This window comes from Paenibacillus sp. J23TS9, assembly GCF_018403225.1.
GTDB lineage: Bacteria > Bacillota > Bacilli > Paenibacillales > Paenibacillaceae > Paenibacillus_AQ.
The window spans coordinates 355,943-373,296 of record NZ_BOSG01000003.1; the positions used below are offsets into that span (position 1 = coordinate 355,943).

18 protein-coding genes are annotated in these 17,354 nt (G+C 49.6%); 6 read left to right on the forward strand and 12 right to left on the reverse strand.

All coding sequences use genetic code 11. The annotated features are described in order from the left end of the window. Positions 1 to 14 precede the first annotated feature (14 nt). A complete protein-coding gene (gene yedE / locus KJS65_RS20075; RefSeq protein WP_213651893.1) occupies positions 15 to 1,169 on the forward strand; it encodes a selenium metabolism membrane protein YedE/FdhT in 1,155 nt (384 codons plus the stop codon). Next, positions 1,159 to 1,386, forward strand: a complete 228-nt coding sequence (yedF, locus tag KJS65_RS20080) for a sulfurtransferase-like selenium metabolism protein YedF (RefSeq protein WP_213651635.1) — start codon at positions 1,159 to 1,161, stop codon at positions 1,384 to 1,386. Before yedE ends, yedF begins: the two co-directional genes overlap by 11 nt. 38 nt (positions 1,387 to 1,424) lie before the next feature. Here yedF and KJS65_RS20085 read toward each other — a convergent pair whose 3' ends face one another. The 4 genes from KJS65_RS20085 to KJS65_RS20100 all read right to left on the reverse strand — a co-directional run bounded on the left by KJS65_RS20085 (position 1,425) and on the right by KJS65_RS20100 (position 4,558). Continuing rightward, a complete protein-coding gene (locus KJS65_RS20085) occupies positions 1,425 to 1,832 on the reverse strand; it encodes a hypothetical protein (protein WP_213651636.1) in 408 nt (135 codons plus the stop codon). 232 nt (positions 1,833 to 2,064) lie between these two features. Next, positions 2,065 to 3,075, reverse strand: coding sequence for an NADP-dependent oxidoreductase (locus KJS65_RS20090; RefSeq protein WP_213651637.1), 1,011 nt, complete (start codon positions 3,073 to 3,075; stop codon positions 2,065 to 2,067). A 180-nt stretch (positions 3,076 to 3,255) separates the two neighbouring features. Continuing rightward, positions 3,256 to 3,546, reverse strand: a complete 291-nt coding sequence (locus KJS65_RS20095; protein ID WP_136607338.1) for an ArsR/SmtB family transcription factor — start codon at positions 3,544 to 3,546, stop codon at positions 3,256 to 3,258. Between the two features lie 118 nt (positions 3,547 to 3,664). After that, a complete protein-coding gene (locus KJS65_RS20100; protein WP_213651638.1) occupies positions 3,665 to 4,558 on the reverse strand; it encodes an AraC family transcriptional regulator in 894 nt (297 codons plus the stop codon). A 143-nt stretch (positions 4,559 to 4,701) separates the two neighbouring features. Between KJS65_RS20100 and KJS65_RS20105 the strand changes: the two genes are divergently transcribed. Continuing rightward, positions 4,702 to 6,822: a glycoside hydrolase family 52 protein gene (locus tag KJS65_RS20105; RefSeq protein ID WP_213651639.1), complete on the forward strand. Its 2,121-nt coding sequence runs from the start codon at positions 4,702 to 4,704 to the stop codon at positions 6,820 to 6,822. Positions 6,823 to 6,903: 81 nt separating this feature from the next. Here KJS65_RS20105 and KJS65_RS20110 read toward each other — a convergent pair whose 3' ends face one another. Both KJS65_RS20110 and KJS65_RS20115 read right to left on the reverse strand, forming a co-directional pair. After that, a complete protein-coding gene (locus KJS65_RS20110; protein WP_213651640.1) occupies positions 6,904 to 9,162 on the reverse strand; it encodes a M56 family metallopeptidase in 2,259 nt (752 codons plus the stop codon). A 31-nt stretch (positions 9,163 to 9,193) separates the two neighbouring features. Next, positions 9,194 to 9,595 (reverse strand): BlaI/MecI/CopY family transcriptional regulator, encoded by a 402-nt coding sequence (locus KJS65_RS20115; protein WP_213651641.1) that lies wholly within the window; start codon positions 9,593 to 9,595, stop codon positions 9,194 to 9,196. Positions 9,596 to 9,836: 241 nt separating this feature from the next. On the opposite strand from KJS65_RS20115, the gene KJS65_RS20120 reads away from it, so the two are divergent. Then, entirely contained in the window at positions 9,837 to 10,997 is a 1,161-nt protein-coding gene (locus tag KJS65_RS20120) for a YhgE/Pip domain-containing protein (protein ID WP_244864657.1), read from the forward strand. A gap of 154 nt (positions 10,998 to 11,151) precedes the next feature. Then, the gene (locus KJS65_RS20125; protein ID WP_213651642.1) at positions 11,152 to 11,679 is read left to right on the forward strand and encodes a PadR family transcriptional regulator; all 528 of its coding nucleotides are present in this window, start codon (positions 11,152 to 11,154) and stop codon (positions 11,677 to 11,679) included. A gap of 94 nt (positions 11,680 to 11,773) precedes the next feature. On the opposite strand, the gene KJS65_RS20130 is transcribed toward KJS65_RS20125, so the two are convergent. Beyond that, positions 11,774 to 12,268, reverse strand: a complete 495-nt coding sequence (locus KJS65_RS20130; protein ID WP_213651643.1) for a GyrI-like domain-containing protein — start codon at positions 12,266 to 12,268, stop codon at positions 11,774 to 11,776. Between the two features lie 45 nt (positions 12,269 to 12,313). Further along, entirely contained in the window at positions 12,314 to 13,276 is a 963-nt protein-coding gene (locus KJS65_RS20135; protein WP_213651644.1) for a helix-turn-helix transcriptional regulator, read from the reverse strand. A gap of 140 nt (positions 13,277 to 13,416) precedes the next feature. On the opposite strand from KJS65_RS20135, the gene KJS65_RS20140 reads away from it, so the two are divergent. Continuing rightward, complete coding sequence (locus KJS65_RS20140) at positions 13,417 to 14,196, forward strand: hypothetical protein (protein ID WP_213651645.1); 780 nt, start codon at positions 13,417 to 13,419, stop codon at positions 14,194 to 14,196. An 84-nt stretch (positions 14,197 to 14,280) separates the two neighbouring features. On the opposite strand, the gene KJS65_RS20145 is transcribed toward KJS65_RS20140, so the two are convergent. From KJS65_RS20145 to KJS65_RS20160, 4 genes are all read right to left on the reverse strand, one after another. Further along, positions 14,281 to 15,018, reverse strand: coding sequence for a hypothetical protein (locus KJS65_RS20145; protein ID WP_213651646.1), 738 nt, complete (start codon positions 15,016 to 15,018; stop codon positions 14,281 to 14,283). 117 nt (positions 15,019 to 15,135) lie between these two features. Next, positions 15,136 to 15,675: a CD3072 family TudS-related putative desulfidase gene (locus KJS65_RS20150; RefSeq protein WP_244864659.1), complete on the reverse strand. Its 540-nt coding sequence runs from the start codon at positions 15,673 to 15,675 to the stop codon at positions 15,136 to 15,138. A 228-nt stretch (positions 15,676 to 15,903) separates the two neighbouring features. After that, the gene (locus KJS65_RS20155) at positions 15,904 to 17,199 is read right to left on the reverse strand and encodes a glycosyltransferase family 2 protein (protein WP_213651647.1); all 1,296 of its coding nucleotides are present in this window, start codon (positions 17,197 to 17,199) and stop codon (positions 15,904 to 15,906) included. Beyond that, positions 17,192 to 17,335 carry a hypothetical protein gene (locus KJS65_RS20160; protein ID WP_168928991.1) on the reverse strand — a complete coding sequence of 48 codons (144 nt, stop codon included), beginning with the start codon at positions 17,333 to 17,335 and terminating at the stop codon, positions 17,192 to 17,194. The genes KJS65_RS20155 and KJS65_RS20160 overlap by 8 nt, the downstream gene beginning before the upstream one ends. Positions 17,336 to 17,354 lie beyond the last annotated feature (19 nt).

A 17,354-nucleotide genomic window follows, 5' to 3' on the forward strand; every position in this document is an offset into this window, starting at 1 on the left:
GCCCTTATGTCGTGATGGCTGCTGCAGGCATCCTGAGCGCTATATACTTCGGGATTACCAAAACGGTATGGGCAGTAACGGGCGAATTCACTCGTCTCGGAGGACATATTCTCGAGCTGTTCGGCGTGGACATTTCCGATTGGGCTTACTTCAAGCTCATTCATATGGAAGGTACCACCTTTACGCGTACGGATGGCTGGATTGTGTGGGGCATGTTCATTGGGGCGCTTCTCATGGTGCTGTTCAGCAATAATTTCAAAATCCGGATGCCGCGGCAGAAGCGCCGTTTGCTTCAGGGATTGATCGGCGGCTTTATTGCCGGATTTGGTGCCCGGATGGCACTCGGCTGCAACCTCGCGGCCTTCTTCACGGGTGTACCTCAGTTCTCTCTGCACTCATGGATTTTTATCGTCGCAACGGCGGTGGGTACCTTTGGGGGGGCTAAGATCGTCAATACCTCCTGGTGGAAAGGGAAGCCCGTCCTGCAAAAAGGCAATACGGCGTCGATCAGCAAGGAACGCAGGAAAATCCAGCCTTATATTGGCGGTGTCCTTGCACTCGCATATGCCGTACTCATTATTTATTTCTATGCAGTTGGGAAAAACATGCTGGGCACAGCAGCCCTCTTCGGTGCTGCATTCGGCATTCTGATTGAAAGAGGGCAAATCTGCTTCACCTCTGCCTTCCGTGATCTTTGGATCAGCGGACGCGCCACCATGACCAAAGCCATTACGCTCGGCATGGCTGTCAGCTCGGTTGTAACACTGATCATTATTCTGGTGAACGGGATGGATCCTGTAACCAAAATGGCAGCTCCAAGCACGCTGATCGGCGGCCTCCTGTTCGGGGTCGGCATCGTTATGGCCGGCGGCTGTGAAACCGGAATGATGTACCGCTTGATGGAAGGCCAGGTTATTTTCCTGCCTGTATTCATCGGCAATATTATCGGAGCCACCGTGCTTGCATACGGCTGGGATCATCTCGGAATCTATAATACACTGGTGAAGATGGGCAAGCCGATCAACCTGATCGATGTCATGGGACCGGCTTGGGCGCTCATTCTGACGCTTGCCCTGCTGGCTGCCGGCTTTGTCATTGCTGTCTTCTGGCAGAAAAACTACCGCTTCGGTGTCGGATTCAAGAAAGGGGAAACGAAAAATGTCCATTGATTTTACGCTGGATCTTCGGGGGGAATCCTGTCCTTACCCGGTGATTTATACGCTCGAAACACTTCAGGGGATGAAAAAAGGGGAGCTGCTTCAGGTCATCGCCGACTGCCCGGCAGCTTTCCGCAACGTGCCGGAGGAAGTCGTCAAGCACGGCTACATCCTGGAACAAGAGCCCATGAAAAACGGCCGGGAGCTGCTGTTCCTCATCCGGGCATAGCTAAACTAAAAAAAGGATTAGGGTGCGCTTCTATCACCCTAATCCTTTTCAATTTCGAATTGATCCGCCGCCCAGGTTACAAACGGAACCCGGCCCTTCTCATTCAGATCCCTAATATGAATAAATACGTCACGGTCCGCCTTCATTGTAAAACGGATCCAGTTGTCATAAATCATAACCTTCTCGACTTCCGTCAGATCAAACGTCCTCGTGCCTTGAATATTGACTACCTTCACTTGATCTTCCTTAATGCGGATATACCGTGCATACACGTAAGCAAAGCGGAAAGACAGAAGCAGGAGCACCGCCATAAAAATGATATTCCATACGGCATGTGCCTTGGTGTAGTCAGAGGTCCACTGCAGCGCCAGCCGGATGATAACGGCGAGCAGAAGCAGCCCAAACATCACGATGTTCATCTTGTTGCCTTTAAATTTTGCAGTCATAATCTGAAAACTTCCTTATCATAAAATATCGGCCTGCTCGCTTATAGGTACTGGCTCTTCAATATAACGCTATTTCCACCCCTGCACAAGGCATTCGATCAAAAAAAGCCCCCCCGAATCCGCTAACAGAGAACGAAGGCTGGTCACCAGATCCGGCAAGATGCAAAAAGGCTCCTTCCATATACGGAGGGAGCCTTTTAATTCTGCATGTTTGCGGATCAAATGGTCTTAATTAGTCTACCTTCACCAGCATCTTACCCAGGTTTGTACCCTGAAACAGCTGCAGAAATGCGTCAATAACATGATCAAAGCCGTCGATGATGGTTTCTTCATATTTCAGCTTGCCTTCGGACAACCATTTTCCAAGCTCAGTCAAACCCTCCTGCTGCCGGGAAGCATAGTCCCCGAGAACAAAGCCCTTCATCAGCGAGCGGGTTTTGATGATCTTCGACTGGATGCGCGGGCCCATATCTCCATCCGTGCTGTTGTAGGATGAGATGGCACCGCACAGCGGAATCCGAGCATAGTCATTCAGAAGATTCATCACAGCATCCGAGACAGAGCCGCCAACATTATCAAAATACACATCGACACCATTTGGACATGCTTCTTCCAGCGCTTTGCCCAGGTCTTTTGTCGTTTTGTAATTAATAGCTGCGTCAAAGCCAAGCTCTTTCAGCAAATACTCGCATTTCTCATCCGTTCCGGCAATGCCGACGGCGCGTGCACCTTTGATTTTTGCAATCTGCCCAACGAACATCCCTACGGAACCTGCAGCGCCGGACACCACGACGGTTTCTCCAGCTTTAGGCTGTCCAATATCCAGCAGTCCAAAGTAGGCGGTTAGACCCGTCAAGCCGAGTACACTCAGGTAAGCGGAAAGCGGCGCGATGGAATCATCAACTTTCCGGACCAGCTTCGCATCCACTACATTGTAGAGCTGCCAGCCCAGCATCCCGATCACTTTGTCGCCCGTCTTGATCAGATCGGATTTGGATTCCACAACTTCCCCGACGATGCCACCTGAGATAACTTCATTCAGGGCGAAAGGCTCGATATAGGATTTGGCATCACTCATTCTGCCTCTCATATAAGGATCCACGGACAGATAACTCGTGCGGACTACAACCTGTCCCTCTTTTGGCTCATGAACAGGTGCCTCACGGTATTCAAAATTCTGATCTGTCGGCATACCAACCGGACGTGTCTTTAAAGCGATGGATCTATTCGTTAACTGCTGCATGTATAAATCACGGCTCCCATATCTATATTTTGGTTTCAAAAGAATGACTACAGAAACGCTCTGCACCTGCGCATAAAAGGCGAAATCCAAGAGGAAATCGGATACTTGAACACTTGCCAATTAAATTGGATAGTTTTAAAACTTTAAAACTATTAGACCGAAATCAGGGTTCCCTGTCCATTATAAACTGTCCAAGAAACCCGGCAAAAATTCGTTGAACGTATCCTCTTTGAGCTGGCTGTTTTTGTTTTGACCTTTACGGAACACTTGAATCAAGTCCGCTTCGTACAAAATCTTGAGATGGTACGATACGTTGGACTTGTCCATGCCGATCGCATCCCCGATATCCCCGCAGGTGTTCGTGCTGCGGTGATGATGCAGGTAGCGAAGCATTTCAATGCGCTTTACTTCCGCCATGGCCTTAAAAATCTTGACCCGCTTCTCGTCGTCTTTTGATGGTTTGATAGTCATAGAACTATAGTATTCCCGATCCTAAGAGAAGTCAATCCAGCCGGTAATTCCTTATTATGGACACCATTTATATACCACGCTGCTTGGATTCATAATCATTATTGAAAATGGCGGCATCTCATATATGGTACTTTCCACGGAATTTACCGGGTGCTTCTCCTGTCCAGCGTTTAAATTGGCGGCTGAAATGGGCGATATCTCCATACCCCAGCATTCTGGATACCGACTCGACAGACAGCTCGGGCTGCATGAGCAGCAGCTTGGCCTTCTTGAGCTTAAGCTGGGATAAGTATCCGCGAGGAGATATGCCGTAGACCCTCTGAAACATCCGGGTGCATGCAGACATGCTGTATCCAAGCCCTGCCGTGACAGCCGCGACCGTGTCCGCAGTTCGATCTCCGCTTGTACCGTCTTCATTTGCGGTATCCTCTACAGCCCGTTCCAAATCCGCGGCAATTCTTTTGGCGATCCGGGCAGCGCGGGTATGGGTGAGCCGTGAGTTCTCCCGCTCCGAGAGGCTGCCGGTCAATGCGGCAAAAAGCTCAAACATAGCGGACAGTGTTCTCATCTTCGTCTCCAGTTTTCCTGCGGCATCCTCGGAGGTCAGATCAATCAGCTTGTCCAGACTTGGCCGGATGGCGCAGGCAAGCGGGCTGTCCCCGGAAAAATAACGCTGCCCATCCCTGCACAGCAGCTCGCGGAGCGCACGCTCATCGGTATCAAAATGTATGCAGTAGTAGGTCATGTTTCCATCCCCGCTGCTGCGGCTTTCATGCAGGTCCTCCGGCTTCAGCAGCAGCAGATCACCTGGCTCCTGTACATAAGTCCGGCCGCTCACTTCCATCGTTTGCCTGCCCTCCATGAGCAGGTTAATCTCAAACAGGGGATGGGCATGAAGCGGATATTCCCATCCCTGCGCTACGGTGCGCCAATGTGCTGCATAGATCCGGAACGTCGCTTCCACATCCGGCAGCATCACTTCCCTGATCTGCAATTGTTGCCCGTCCGGCATTGCATTCATCCCCTCCCATACCTCATTTCATATATGCTGAATTTGGGTAAATTTCGGCTTACTCTGGATATAGTAAGCGCTTTATTACTTTGTTAATCTCAACATATCATACATCCTTATTGCAATCATAGGAGGTTACGGATTTGGATAAAAAAATGCTATTTAATGCACATCACTCTCCGGTCGGGGCATTTGCCAGCTTTACACTGGGTTTCCCGGGCCGCAGCGGCGGTTTTGATCTAGAATACGGCAGGCCCCCTGAACAGAATGTCTATATCGGCCTGCAGGAGCCAAGCGGCGACAGCTATCAGGCATTGCCCTTCTATGATCTGGCCGGAGACGATTCCTTCCGGTATACAGGCGGCGGAGATGAAGCAGCGGCCAACACGTCCCGTCTCGTAAAGCCGTTTACCGTAGAATCCGTGTCCCGCATGTTCGCAGCGGCCACCGATACATGGCAGGCAGGGGATCTGACGTTCCGCCTGTCTTCGCCCTTTGATTCCGTACCCGACCCGGATACGGCGGATGAGGAGCAGCTCCGGTTCGCCCTTCTGCCGGCCGTATTGGCGGAAATCACCGTGGATAATACGAAAGGTTCTGTTCCACGGCGCGCCTTTTTCGGCTTCCAGGGGACCGATCCTTACACGGCGATCCGGCGGCTGGAGGATACAACGGATGGCCAAGTGACCGGTGTCGGGCAGGGCCGCCATATTGCCATTGCGGCCTCCGATCCGCGGGTACGGAGCGCAAGCCATTTTACCATTGAAAATATTCTGCAGCCTGGCGTGGAGGAAAACCTGCAGTTCGGCCTGGGTAACGTTGGCGCGATGCTGATGGATACGCCTGCGGGAGAACAAGCAACCTACCGCTTCGCGCTCTGCTTCTACCGGGGCGGTTACATCACAACGGGGATGGACACTTCGTACCTGTATACCCGTTATTTTGCGGATATTGAAGAAGTGGCTCTGTACGCACTGGAGCATTTCGAGCAGAAGCTGGAGATTTGCCGGCAGAATGACCAGCTGGTAGCTGATTCTGCCTTGTCGGAAGATCAGCGCTTTATGCTGTCCCATGCTATCCGCAGCTATTACGGCAGCACCGAGCTGCTCGAAGCCGAAGGCAAGCCGCTCTGGATCGTCAATGAGGGCGAATACCGGATGATGAATACCTTTGATCTGACCGTGGATCAGCTTTTTTTTGAAATGAAAATGAACCCTTGGACCGTACGGAATGAGCTGGATTTGTTCGTATCCCGCTATCAATATGAAGACACGGTCCGTTTTCCGGGTGAAACCAAGGCTTATCCGGGAGGCATCAGCTTTACCCATGATATGGGCGTAGCCAATGCCTTCTCGCGGCCTGGTTATTCCTCCTACGAGCAGCATGCGCTGGACGGCTGTTTCTCCCATATGACTCAAGAGCAGCTTGTTAACTGGGTGCTCACAGCTTCTGTATATGTCCGCCAGTCCGGCGACGCACAGTGGCTGCAGGATCATCTCGAGTTATTCGGGCAGTGTCTGCAGAGCATGGTAAACCGCGATCATCCGGATTCAGCGCAGCGCAGCGGATTGATGGGACTCGACAGCTCGCGCACCATGGGCGGAGCGGAGATCACAACCTATGACAGTCTGGATGTCTCCCTTGGCCAGGCCCGCAACAATATTTATCTCGGAGGTAAATGCTGGGCCGCCTATGTAGCGCTCGAGAGTATATTCAAAGAGCATGGCCATGAGGAGCTGGCTGCATTAGCCGGAGATCAGGCAGATCGCTGCGCCCGGACCATTACGGACCATGCGACGCCGGAAGGATATATTCCGGCAGTCATTCAGGAGGGCAATGATTCCCGGATCATTCCTGCCATTGAGGGACTGATCTTTCCGTTATTTACCGGAAACGAGGATGCACTCAATCCGGATGGACGTTTTGGACACTATATTCAGGCGCTCAAAAAGCATTTCTACGCGGTCTTAGAGCCTGGCGTCTGCCTGTTCCCGGACGGAGGCTGGAAGCTCTCCTCCACCAGCGACAACTCCTGGCTCAGTAAAATATACTTATGCCAATACATTGCCCGGCAGGTGCTGGGGCTTGGGCAGGGCGAACAGGAAGCTGCGGCCGACGCCGCTCATGTCGGCTGGCTGACTTCGCCTGAAAATGCCTTCTGGAGCTGGAGCGATCAAATGAATGCCGGAGTCATTGTCGGCAGCCGGTATTACCCCCGCGGCGTGACGGCGATCTTATGGCTGGATGAAGTGAAGACCAAATAAGTGTGCGAACGGATATAAGTATAAAAAGAAGCCGGACAGTTTGGTCCGGCTTCTTTTCTCGTTTATGAAAATGAACAAACGTTATTTATCCTGCTCCATCAAATACTGGACGATCGCCTGTTCCTCAGGTCCCTGACCCGTAAATCTTGCCTGAAAGCACACATTCTCATCCAGCCAGAAATAGCTGACACGATTGGTTTGGCTCGGATTGCTGAGCTCACCATCGATTTTGAATTTTTCTGTTCGGAGCACTTCATGGCCGTGAATGACAAATTGCTGTAATTTGACGATAAATCTTTTTCCATCGATTCTTGAGAATGAGACGGTTCCGCTCTTTTTCATACCCTCATACATATCTCCGTTCAGCATCTGCATAAATTGAACGCTTTTAATGCCTGCTTGATGATTATCCACGGATTTCACATCCGTTAATGGAGAATAGGCCACGGAGAGCAGTTTCCTCATCGAATCCGTATCATTTTCAGAATAGTTGAAATTTTCTTTTCGGGAAACATTAGCTACACTAGCTGTAAAGCCTCCCGGAAGCTTACGCGGAAAAGCTGCGTTATACCCAATCAGCTTTTGAGCCCGCCGAATATCCTCGGTATCATATACATAGCTGATCATTTTCGAGGTATATTCATTGTTTTCGTAGAGCTTGTTCAGAGCCTCATCCGGGTACCTCATCGAAGCAATCATATGCTCAAAATCGCTGCTGGATATGTCGGCAGCATTTGCCTGCAATCGATACGTCACGCCTTGATCCTTCCAAAGATAGGTGTATCTCTCGGGGTGTTCTTTCCATGCCGTCATACGGATCGTCATCTTCAAGCCATCCAGTCCCGCTATGGAAATCGGTGATTTTTGAATGACTTTACCACCCGCCTGAGCGTCTCCGAGCTGCTCTTCCTCTTTTACGGTTTGCTCGTACCACTCTTGCAGTCCTGCACCGCGCACAATTTTGAGCTCCATGCTTCCATAGAATTGCTTTGCTTTTGCCTTCGTATACCACACACTTATCTCAGAACTCGCAGATGAGGTTAAGGGTTGAAGGTGGAAGCTGATGTTGTCCATAGCATACTCTTCCGGCAGCACCGCCGGGACCTTGAACCGGAATGGCGCCACCCGCGAAGCCTTGTCCAAATTATCGTACTCCCGAAACGTCATATCCGAAAAAAGAAGCTCATTTCCCCCATCCTCGGCATGAATCCAGGCGGAAGTGCCTGCGCTCGAAACCGTTGCATTCGTCAGCGTTGCCGCGCTGATCAGAAGCACCAGTAACACCGCCAGCAATGAAAATTGATAAGAACCCTTTTTAAATGATTGAATCATCCGAATCCGCCGCATGATATCTTTTTCTCCGTTCATGCCCTTGAAGTACAACAGATGAGGTTGATTCCGTCCGGAGGAATACCGCTTCAGGAATCCGATAATCGTCATGCCGTACGGCACGGCCTCTTCTTCCCCAAGCACCGCCAGTACGCAAGCATCGCATGCCAGCTCCCGGTCCGCCTTCATTCGCCGCATCATAAGCCACACCAGCGGATTCATCCAGTGGAACGCAAGTACAACACTGCCAAGCATATTCCAGGCTGTATCTTTTCTTTTATAATGGGCAAGCTCATGTGCAATGACGTGCTTCAGCGGAACAGTATCCCCCGTTTCACGGCTGAAAGTATCCGGCAGATAAACAGCAGGACGCAGAATGCCGGTCATATATGGACTCTGAACAGAAGCATGCGTATACATAGATACAGGACGCTTCACCGAAAATAGACTCCGGCATTCCTCTGCCACCTTCATCATCGTGGGATCACTGACGCGGCTGAAACTTCTCTGCTTTCTCTTTATCCGCAGCCAGTAGTTCAAATGGTATGTCAGAAAAGCCACCGTTCCTGCCAGCCAGACAATTGACAGTATACGGATTGCCGGATGGGTTCCAGCCTCCATGGACACCGCCCTCTCGTGAGGGTCTTGCGTCATGTTAACCTGCTTCGGATTATTCCGCCCGGCTTCATTCGATGTATAATAGGGTTGAAGTGAAATTTCTTTTGCGCTGTTTTCGGATTCCGCAGCAGGCTTGTCCTGCTGAAATGGAAGCTCGGAGACAGCCTTTTTTATGTCTATGATATTAGGTAACGCGTTGAATAAGCTCACCGGACTGTGTGGAAATACCGGCAGTACGAGCCTTACCATCACAATCAGCCATAATGTATATCGCAGACGGGCACTGATGCGCCGGCGGAGCAGATGCTGAACCACTATGACCACGATCGCAGCCAGACTTGCCGTCAGCGTCGAAGCGACAAACCATCTGAAAAGACTTTCGGCTATATGCATGAAATTACCTCGTTTGATTGAATTTCACGTTTTAAGGCCGTGATGGATCTTGGGGATCTCTGCCCTGCTTTTCCGTTAAAATCTGCTGCAGACGCTCAATTTCCTTGTCCGACAGCTGCGTTTCCTCCAAAAAGTTTGTCATCATCAGACCCGCCGCACCGTTAAACACGCGGTTTAAGAACGACTTGCTTTCCGCGCGAACGCATTCTTTTTCAGAAATGAGCGGATAATACTGATAACTTCTACCCGATTTGTGATACCCCAGCGCTTTCTTCTTCATCAGCCGGTTAATGAAGGTTCTGACCGTCTGATCGCTCCATTCGGTATCCTTCGGCAGCTGCTGCACAATTTGCTCTGCTGTTAGCGGATTTTCCTTCCAAACGGTCTTCATAATTTCCCACTCGGATTCCGAGATTTTTGGCATACCTTCCATTCTCCTACACCCCCTTTCCCTTACAGGCAAATCAACTATTACAAATGTAAATATAACCCACCCCCCAAACTATTACAAACGTAATTGTGTCCTAAATGAAAACTTTTCGTTTTGTATATGACAAAAATCACATATAAGCGCATACATTCGTTGACACCTTTTTTACCTCGGCGTATAATTCTAACTCAATTACTTTAATTAAAGTAATTAAATCAAAATATAATACATCGAGGTGTGGTCATTGAAAAATATATTAACTTTTCTAAAAAACAAATCAGTCATCGGCGGAATTACGATGGTACTGTTTTATCAGGTGGCATTTATCCTGATCTTCATGTCGGGTTATAGCGCCATTCCGAAAAACATGAACGAAATGACCGTCGCGATTGTCAATGAGGACAAACAGGCGGGCAAAGAAATCGCTGCAGGTCTGGCCAAGCAGCTTCCGTTCAAAATGGTGACGGACCTGCCGCTGGACAAAGCCCAAGAGCAGCTGAACGACCGTGATCTTGCCTTGGTCATTCACATTCCGCAGGACTTTACGAAGCAGCTGTCAACATCCGGAACGAAAGCCAAAATGGATTTCTTCATGAACCAATCCAATCCGGCCATGGTGTCCAGCAGCATGCAGTCGGTCGTAACGCAAATCACAACGAATCTGAACAACCAGCTGGCGACCCAGACCGCGCAGGGCGTCTTCGAGTCCATGAAAATGCCGGCGGAACAGGCGCAGAAGCTCGCGGCCGAGATCCCTACCAAGCTGGATGCCAATATCGTCAACACAAATCCGGTTCCGCCAGGCATGCATAACCAAATGTCTCCATTCTTCCTGACGATGGTCAGCTATGTCGGCGCCATGATTTTTTCCATGATGATGGTCGGTGCTATGAACGCGCTGAAACGTAAAATGGGCTTATGGCAAGCCTTCTGGTCCGCGCAAGCAACCAATGCGATTGTCTCTCTGATTGCACCGCTGATCGGGATTTCGATTTATTTCCTGATTCAGGGCGGCTTTGGAGCGGAAGTTTTCGTGAAGGTATGGCTTGTCCACGCGCTTGAATTGTTCGGAGCCATTGAGTTTATGTCCATCTTCAGTTTATTATTAAAGGACAAGGCCATTTTCGCGAACCTGACGCTCATGCTGATCCAAACTATCAGCAGCGGCGCGACGATGTCCCGAGAAATGATGCCGTGGCTCTTTAAGATCGTGAGCTACATCTCCATCATGTTCTATACCGTTCAAACGGATTTCTCGATCATTTACGGCGGCGGCAAGCTGACCGAGCATCTGCTCGGATTGTGGATCGCAGCCATTGCTTCCATGATCATCTGCATGGTTTCGTTCTATTTCGTTTCTCCTAAAGAAGTAGCCGATGATCAAGAGAAAACCGTTGCTGCTTAATCAGGTAACTCGTTTCGTCTACACGAATTGATGTTTAGCTGTATAGAATGTGCTCCGGATACCCGAGTTCATTCTATATCACATACACGCGAAGCCAGCTCACTCCCACGAGTCAGCCGGCTTTTCGTATGATTTGGATGGGAGTGTTGCATTTATGTCGCTTCAAATTTTTATACTGGGTGTTTTGAGTTCGGGGCATCATCATCCCTATGATATTAAAAAAATGTTCAAGCAAAACGTGCTGGATGAAAACTCCAAGATTAATGACGGAACCTTGTATTACAATTTCGAGGTCATGCTGAAAAAAGGATATATCGAGAAAATTGAGGTGATCCGTGATGACAACCGTCCGGAAAAAACAACCTATGGCATTACGCCGCTCGGCAAAGAGCATCTGCAGCAGGAGATCTATGCGGTTTTCAAAAATTTCACCCGCGTGGACTCCCTGTACTCAGCTGTCCTATTTCTCAAGCATGTTGATTCGAAAAAGCTGGTATTTTTGATTGAGGAGGCCCAGGAAAAGCTTGAAAATAAAATCAGAAACGACCAAGCCTTTTGGGAAACGGTACGTGATGAAACCCCGCCAGCGGTTCACCTGATTCATGATCATGCCAGTAGCCAGATGAAGATCGACCTGCAGTGGCTGGAGAAGCTTAGACAACTCACACTCGAGCAGCAATAGCATGGATTGACTTATATTTCGAACAACTAAAAAACAGCGCGCCGAGAAGTCCATTGGACACCTTAGGCACGCTGTTTTTTTAAGAGAAAAGTATTTAAAGGATAGACGGTTTTCGTACTGCCATATAAATATCTACGCTAACTTCTTCCGGGTTGAAATCACGCAAGTCATACAATTCAAAATCCCCTGTATATGTGCGCTCGTACTCCGAGTTCTGGAAATAACCCCATATTTCCTGCCATAACTGTGGAACAACCTGCCCCATGGGACCCTTCTCTGTCGTAAACTTGATGTAATCAGCCTCCGGAATATATACGGTACCTGCTGTATCTTCAGCAGAAAGGAGATGGTCCTGCTCATGCCCTAGCAAAAGCGTATACTCGCCATTCACGTCACTTTCATAGTCGGTATACAACGCATAGAGCAAATGCGGATGGACCAGGTCCGTCCGGCTCTGCAGCCCGCTCTGAAAATACCGCTCCCATAGCGACGGAATCTCCCCCTCTCCGCTTAATTCCCGCTGGTTGGACGTCCGGGTACTTATGCCTGTCAGTACGGCTGCTGGCCTGTGCGTAATGCTGATGTTCATGCTTATGTCCCCTTTTTGTGTGGATATGATTTCATTGTACAGGGGCTAAGTGGACAGCAGTCTGTCCGGTTTCCTGTACTGTTCTACAATTTTATATGCCCGCCGCATTACTTCATTGGCTGCAAGCTCCGGGGCTTCAATCACAGCCTGGCCACCGTAGCTTAGGACCATACCATAAAACCATTCATCCAGGGCAAGCTCTGCTTGCACGCGCAGGCTCCCATCCTCCAGCAGTGATATTTGCTCCGGGCTGAAGGAATCCCCGACTCTGTGCCTGACCAGGGGGGAGAACCGCAGCGTCACCATGCTGTACGCCTCTTTGTCTGACCATTCCGGATTCCAATCATACGACTCCAGCGGCGGCAGCTCCCGCGGATTAAATAGATCCGGCAGCATGCTCATCTCTTGAATTCGGGATACCCGAAATATCCGAAAATCCTCTCGAAGTGTACAATATGCCTGCAAATACCACACATTCCCTTTTAAAATGAGTCTTCCCGGCTCTACAACCCTCCAGCTGTCCGTTCCGTTCATATTGATGTACTGCAGCTTCACTTTTTGGGTCTCTCCGGCAGCCTGACGCAGCAGCCTCACCTTATCTCTTGCGCTCTTCCCCTGTCCCCATGGATTCAGATCAAACAGGAGATCATCCGGCTGACTGACTCCCGGCTTCGGATCGGAGCGCTGAAGGAGTGACTCCACTTTATCGAGCAAACGGTCCAGCGTCCGGTCATCCAGCGCGGCTCTGACACCTTTGACAGCTGTAAAGATGGAGCCTATTTCGTCCATGGTCAGCAGCTGCCGGGAAATCGTATACTGGCTCATCATCTCGAAACCACCGCTGGTTCCTTGATGCGCAATAATGGGAATTCCCGCCTGGCCCAGCGTATCCATATCCCTGTAAATGGTTTTGGTCGAAACCTCAAATCGCTCTGCCAGTTCTTTGGCACTGATTCTGCCTCTGTTCAGCAGGAGAATAGTCATCGCAAGCAATCGGTCTATTTTCATCGGAATATAGGCTCCTTTCCGTTATTGTTTTTCTATTTAAGGAAATGTTTAGGTAATCCGTTGGAAGTTTAATACATAATGGGAGTTTGCACTCCCGGCCAATTAAGGCTCTAATACTATCATAATTCGGAGGTCAAGCAATGAACAGAAGGTTTACCGCAACATCACTTATTCTCGTACTGCTGGTATTACTCATCAGCTCCTGCGGCGGAAAAAAAGCAGCAGAGGAATCAGAGGTAAAGCCGACAGAAACCGTGAAGGCTGCTGAAAGTGAAACTAACACGAATGAGGATGCTGACGTTAAGGAAACATCGGAAAACGTATCAGACAATAAAGATGCAGCTGATAAAAAAACGAAAAAAACAGCAGATGAGGGCTATGTAAAAGACGGCATCTACACCAATGATTACTTTGGCTTAACTGTACAAATGCCCAAGGAATGGGAGGTCCAGGGCCAGGATGCCATGCAGGACGTCATGCAGACCGGCAAGGACATCATTGCCAATGGGGATGATGACAAGCAGGCAGCGTTAGACGAAGCTGAGCAAAAAATTCTCAACTTCTTCCTTACTTCCAAATACCCGATGAATGAGCAGGATATCAATCCGAGCGTAATTTCCAATGCCGAGAAGGTCAGCCCGCTCCAAGTGAGAAACGGCAAACAGTATCTGGAAGCCTCACAGGCCATGCTGAAAACAACGGAGCTTCCCTACGAATTTGATGAGATCAAAACCGTCAATCTTGGAGGCAAGGACTTCCACATGATGACTGCTACCCTCAAGGGAAACGGCATAACTCTGAATCAGCGTTACTACAGCACACTTACCGACGGATATGCGGTCAACTTCATCAGTACATACTTCGATGACGCATCCAAAGCCGAGACGGATAAAGTCATTCAGTCCGTCAAGTTTGAGTAATAAGATAACGATTCACCATCAAAAAAGAGCAGATGCATCCGCATCTGCTCTTTTTTAAAAAAACTCTTCCATTCTGTTATTCAGTCAGAAGTATTTTGTGAGCATCGCCCTCATACTCTCTTCGTTCTCCGCGAACTGCCGCTGCCTGTGTCCATTGGCGCCGGAAGGATGCGGAAACCCCTTTAGAATCCGTTCTTCTTGGATTTGCCCTTGGTCAACCATCCATAAGAGACTACGTTCCACTGCCCTTCCCAGCGGGATCAGCATGCTGCCGGGAATCTCCTGCAGCTCTTCCAGAGCGGATAACGCTTGCCGGCAAAGGAGCGGCGAAGCCTGTATATCCGGACTGGAGCCTGTGTAATTGCGATCGCCATCTACAAATACGGGATATCTCAGCAGCGATGTCGTATGCAGAAGCTGCGCTTGCTCCCTGAAGAGTGCTGCACTTGATCCGACGTTCAAATACCCCGGAAGACCAAGACGATCGAGCATCAGGATTAAATGATGGCGCATGGAGCCGGCAAATCCCGCTTCCCGCTTCGCCCGGCGACAAATCTCCTCGTTCGGGAGTCCTTCGGCCAGGCCAGCCCTTGCGGTCTGAAAGGCTGTTTTCATCTGCGTCCAGCCAGGAGTAATTCCGACGATCACCACCCTCGCGGCATGGTTGATCCATTCATTATGGGGCGCGTAGTACATCGTAATTCGTCCCTCCGCTGCCATTCGGAATGCATCGGTCAGCAGCTCCTGCTTGTTCAGATCGCCGTCCTGCGGAAGAGCCAGAATAGCCGACTTATATTGTTCAAGCAATGATCTGGACCTCACGGGCTCTCCCCCTTATTTTTTTATCCAAGGACATACCATCTCTTCTTCCCTATATTGTAACCTTCCCATACGGAGGTCATATACCTCCAGTTCACCGAATATTAGAGCAGTTGCCGCTCAGCGACGTCTTTTTCTGCACACTTTAACCGGAAGGGCTTCAGGTAAAAATTGAGGCCGTATCCCTGTAGGTCCATATACGCTTTTTTTATCCCTTGGATCGAAAACCCCTTCCTCGGTATTTGGTATTTGCCAAAAGAAATCAATATGTACTCCCTGCTCCTCTGCAAGACGCAAAAAATCGATCATAAATATACCTTTTCCGGGATCACAGGAGGAGCTGCCAGAGATTCCAACCCCGCCGATAATCTCATAGCCGTGATTTTGATAGATCTTTAACTGCTCAATAACCGGCTGCAGGATGCGGAAATTATGATCATGAAATGCAGGAGTGTCGAATTCCTCTTCCGTCATGGGCTGCCGCTCCGGTCCTAGAAAGGTAAACCCTGGACAGGGCAGCTGAAAAATGCCATAGCCTTGTTCCGATGCCCAATCCACCGCTGACTTCATCACGCCCGCACTGCGAGCCTCGCCATGAATAACGGTATTCTGATTGATCACACAGTGCGAGGTTATAAGGATCTGTTTATTGCGCTGCACGCTGACACCTCTTTCATGCTGGTTGTAATTGGCTCACTATGGCTTAAATGCGGAAAATATATTCTTATTAATTTAATCGGAATAATTGATATTATTGTATTTCATTTGTACCGTAAGTCAATATCTCAGCATGAAGAACGCTCTTCCCGGGCATCTGCCTGAAAAGAGCGTTGCATGGTCTTTCATTTCAAATAAAGTCGTCCTGTATCGCGCAGCCCGCGCCGCTTTTCAGCTGAACCGCTGCGTCTTATACCATTTGCTTTCCCGGCCTGTGATTTTATCGACGATCAGGTTGTAAAAGGCTTTGACGGAAATGACGAGGAAGAGCTGCGCATATGTGAAATAAGAAATACAAGAGAGCACGAAATTGCGGACATTGCTTTGTCCGATGTCGGCAGCGAGCGCCAGATTGATCTGCAGTACATAGAGAAAATACATCAAAGCCCAAGCTACAACCAGATAGACATATACATCCGACTGGAATTGGAAGGGTGAAACCACACCCGGCTTGAAGATGGCAATGACCTGATACACCAGGTTCGCCACGAACACAATATCCGATACGATAATAGCGATCATGAACCAAAAATAGCTGGCCGCATAGTAGAGCACATGCAGCTTGATCCGCCAGCTGCTGCGGTCGAACAGATGATGCAGGTTTTCGACGACAACATTATAGTTGCCTTTGGCCCAGCGCTCCCGCTGCTTCATATAAACCCCAAGCTGCTCAGGCTCCTGTTGGTAGGCTTCCGCCTGGGGAGCCAGTGCAATCAGCTGGCCGCGGGACATGATCTCAAAGGAAACGGCCGTATCCTCTGTAATCGCCTGCTCGTCCCATCCGCCGATCTCCCGCATTAAAGCGGTTTTGACAATAAAATTGGTGCCGGGAATCGTTCCGAGCTTGAACAGCTCCCATAGCCCGGTATGATGCACACGCTGGATTGTAATGATCTCGAGATTGATGCAGCGGGACAGAAAATTCTGGCCGCGGTTACGCGCCTTATTACGTCCAAAGACAGCTCCGTATTTATCCGGATTCTCCATCGCCTTCTGTGTCAGGAATAAGAGCGCATTGCGCTCAGGCGCAGCATCCGCGTCATACACACAAATCCACTCGCCTGTTGCCAGCTTCAATGCGTCGTTTAGCGCACCGGATTTCCCACCCGTCCCTTTACGCTCAAGGATGATGAAATTGCGGTCCGAATAGCTCGTCTTCTCCTTCAGTGCCCTAAGCCGGGCCGCGGTCTGGTCTGAACAGTTGTCTGCAATAATGATGAGCTGTACCTTATCCTGCGGATAGTTCAACTGCAAAATATGCTCCGCAGTAGCCGTGATGACCAGCTCCTCATTATGCGCCGGAACCATGACGGTCACAGCAGGGAAGTCATTCATATTCTCCGGAAGCTTGAGCTTCTTCTTATTTTGTTTGAAAATAAACCGGACAGCCCCTGCCATAATGATGACTGACTCAAATACGGCAATCCAAATGGTTACTATGGAAAGGATCAATAGAACGTCAGCCACTGAAGTTCCCCCGATCATACTTTTTGTTGACATCGGCACGGAATTTAAGCGTTGCGATGGTGAGAATCAGGATCGTCACGGCGAAAATTACACTAATGGCAATGCAGACAGGGATAAACCAGCTCGTATATGACATTTGAATTCCTCCTCTGCCG

Bases quoted from the DNA above. Each gene is read 5' to 3' on its own strand.
- yedE (WP_213651893.1), top strand. From the start codon at position 15: ATGGCTGCTGCAGGCATCCTGAGCGCTATATACTTCGGGATTACCAAA.
- yedF (WP_213651635.1), top strand. From the start codon at position 1,159: ATGTCCATTGATTTTACGCTGGATCTTCGGGGGGAATCCTGTCCTTAC.
- KJS65_RS20085 (WP_213651636.1), bottom strand. From the start codon at position 1,832: ATGACTGCAAAATTTAAAGGCAACAAGATGAACATCGTGATGTTTGGG.
- KJS65_RS20090 (WP_213651637.1), bottom strand. From the start codon at position 3,075: ATGCAGCAGTTAACGAATAGATCCATCGCTTTAAAGACACGTCCGGTT.
- KJS65_RS20095 (WP_136607338.1), bottom strand. From the start codon at position 3,546: ATGACTATCAAACCATCAAAAGACGACGAGAAGCGGGTCAAGATTTTT.
- KJS65_RS20100 (WP_213651638.1), bottom strand. From the start codon at position 4,558: ATGCCGGACGGGCAACAATTGCAGATCAGGGAAGTGATGCTGCCGGAT.
- KJS65_RS20110 (WP_213651640.1), bottom strand. From the start codon at position 9,162: ATGCATATAGCCGAAAGTCTTTTCAGATGGTTTGTCGCTTCGACGCTG.
- KJS65_RS20115 (WP_213651641.1), bottom strand. From the start codon at position 9,595: ATGGAAGGTATGCCAAAAATCTCGGAATCCGAGTGGGAAATTATGAAG.
- KJS65_RS20125 (WP_213651642.1), top strand. From the start codon at position 11,152: ATGTCGCTTCAAATTTTTATACTGGGTGTTTTGAGTTCGGGGCATCAT.
- KJS65_RS20130 (WP_213651643.1), bottom strand. From the start codon at position 12,268: ATGAACATCAGCATTACGCACAGGCCAGCAGCCGTACTGACAGGCATA.
- KJS65_RS20135 (WP_213651644.1), bottom strand. From the start codon at position 13,276: ATGAAAATAGACCGATTGCTTGCGATGACTATTCTCCTGCTGAACAGA.
- KJS65_RS20140 (WP_213651645.1), top strand. From the start codon at position 13,417: ATGAACAGAAGGTTTACCGCAACATCACTTATTCTCGTACTGCTGGTA.
- KJS65_RS20160 (WP_168928991.1), bottom strand. From the start codon at position 17,335: ATGTCATATACGAGCTGGTTTATCCCTGTCTGCATTGCCATTAGTGTA.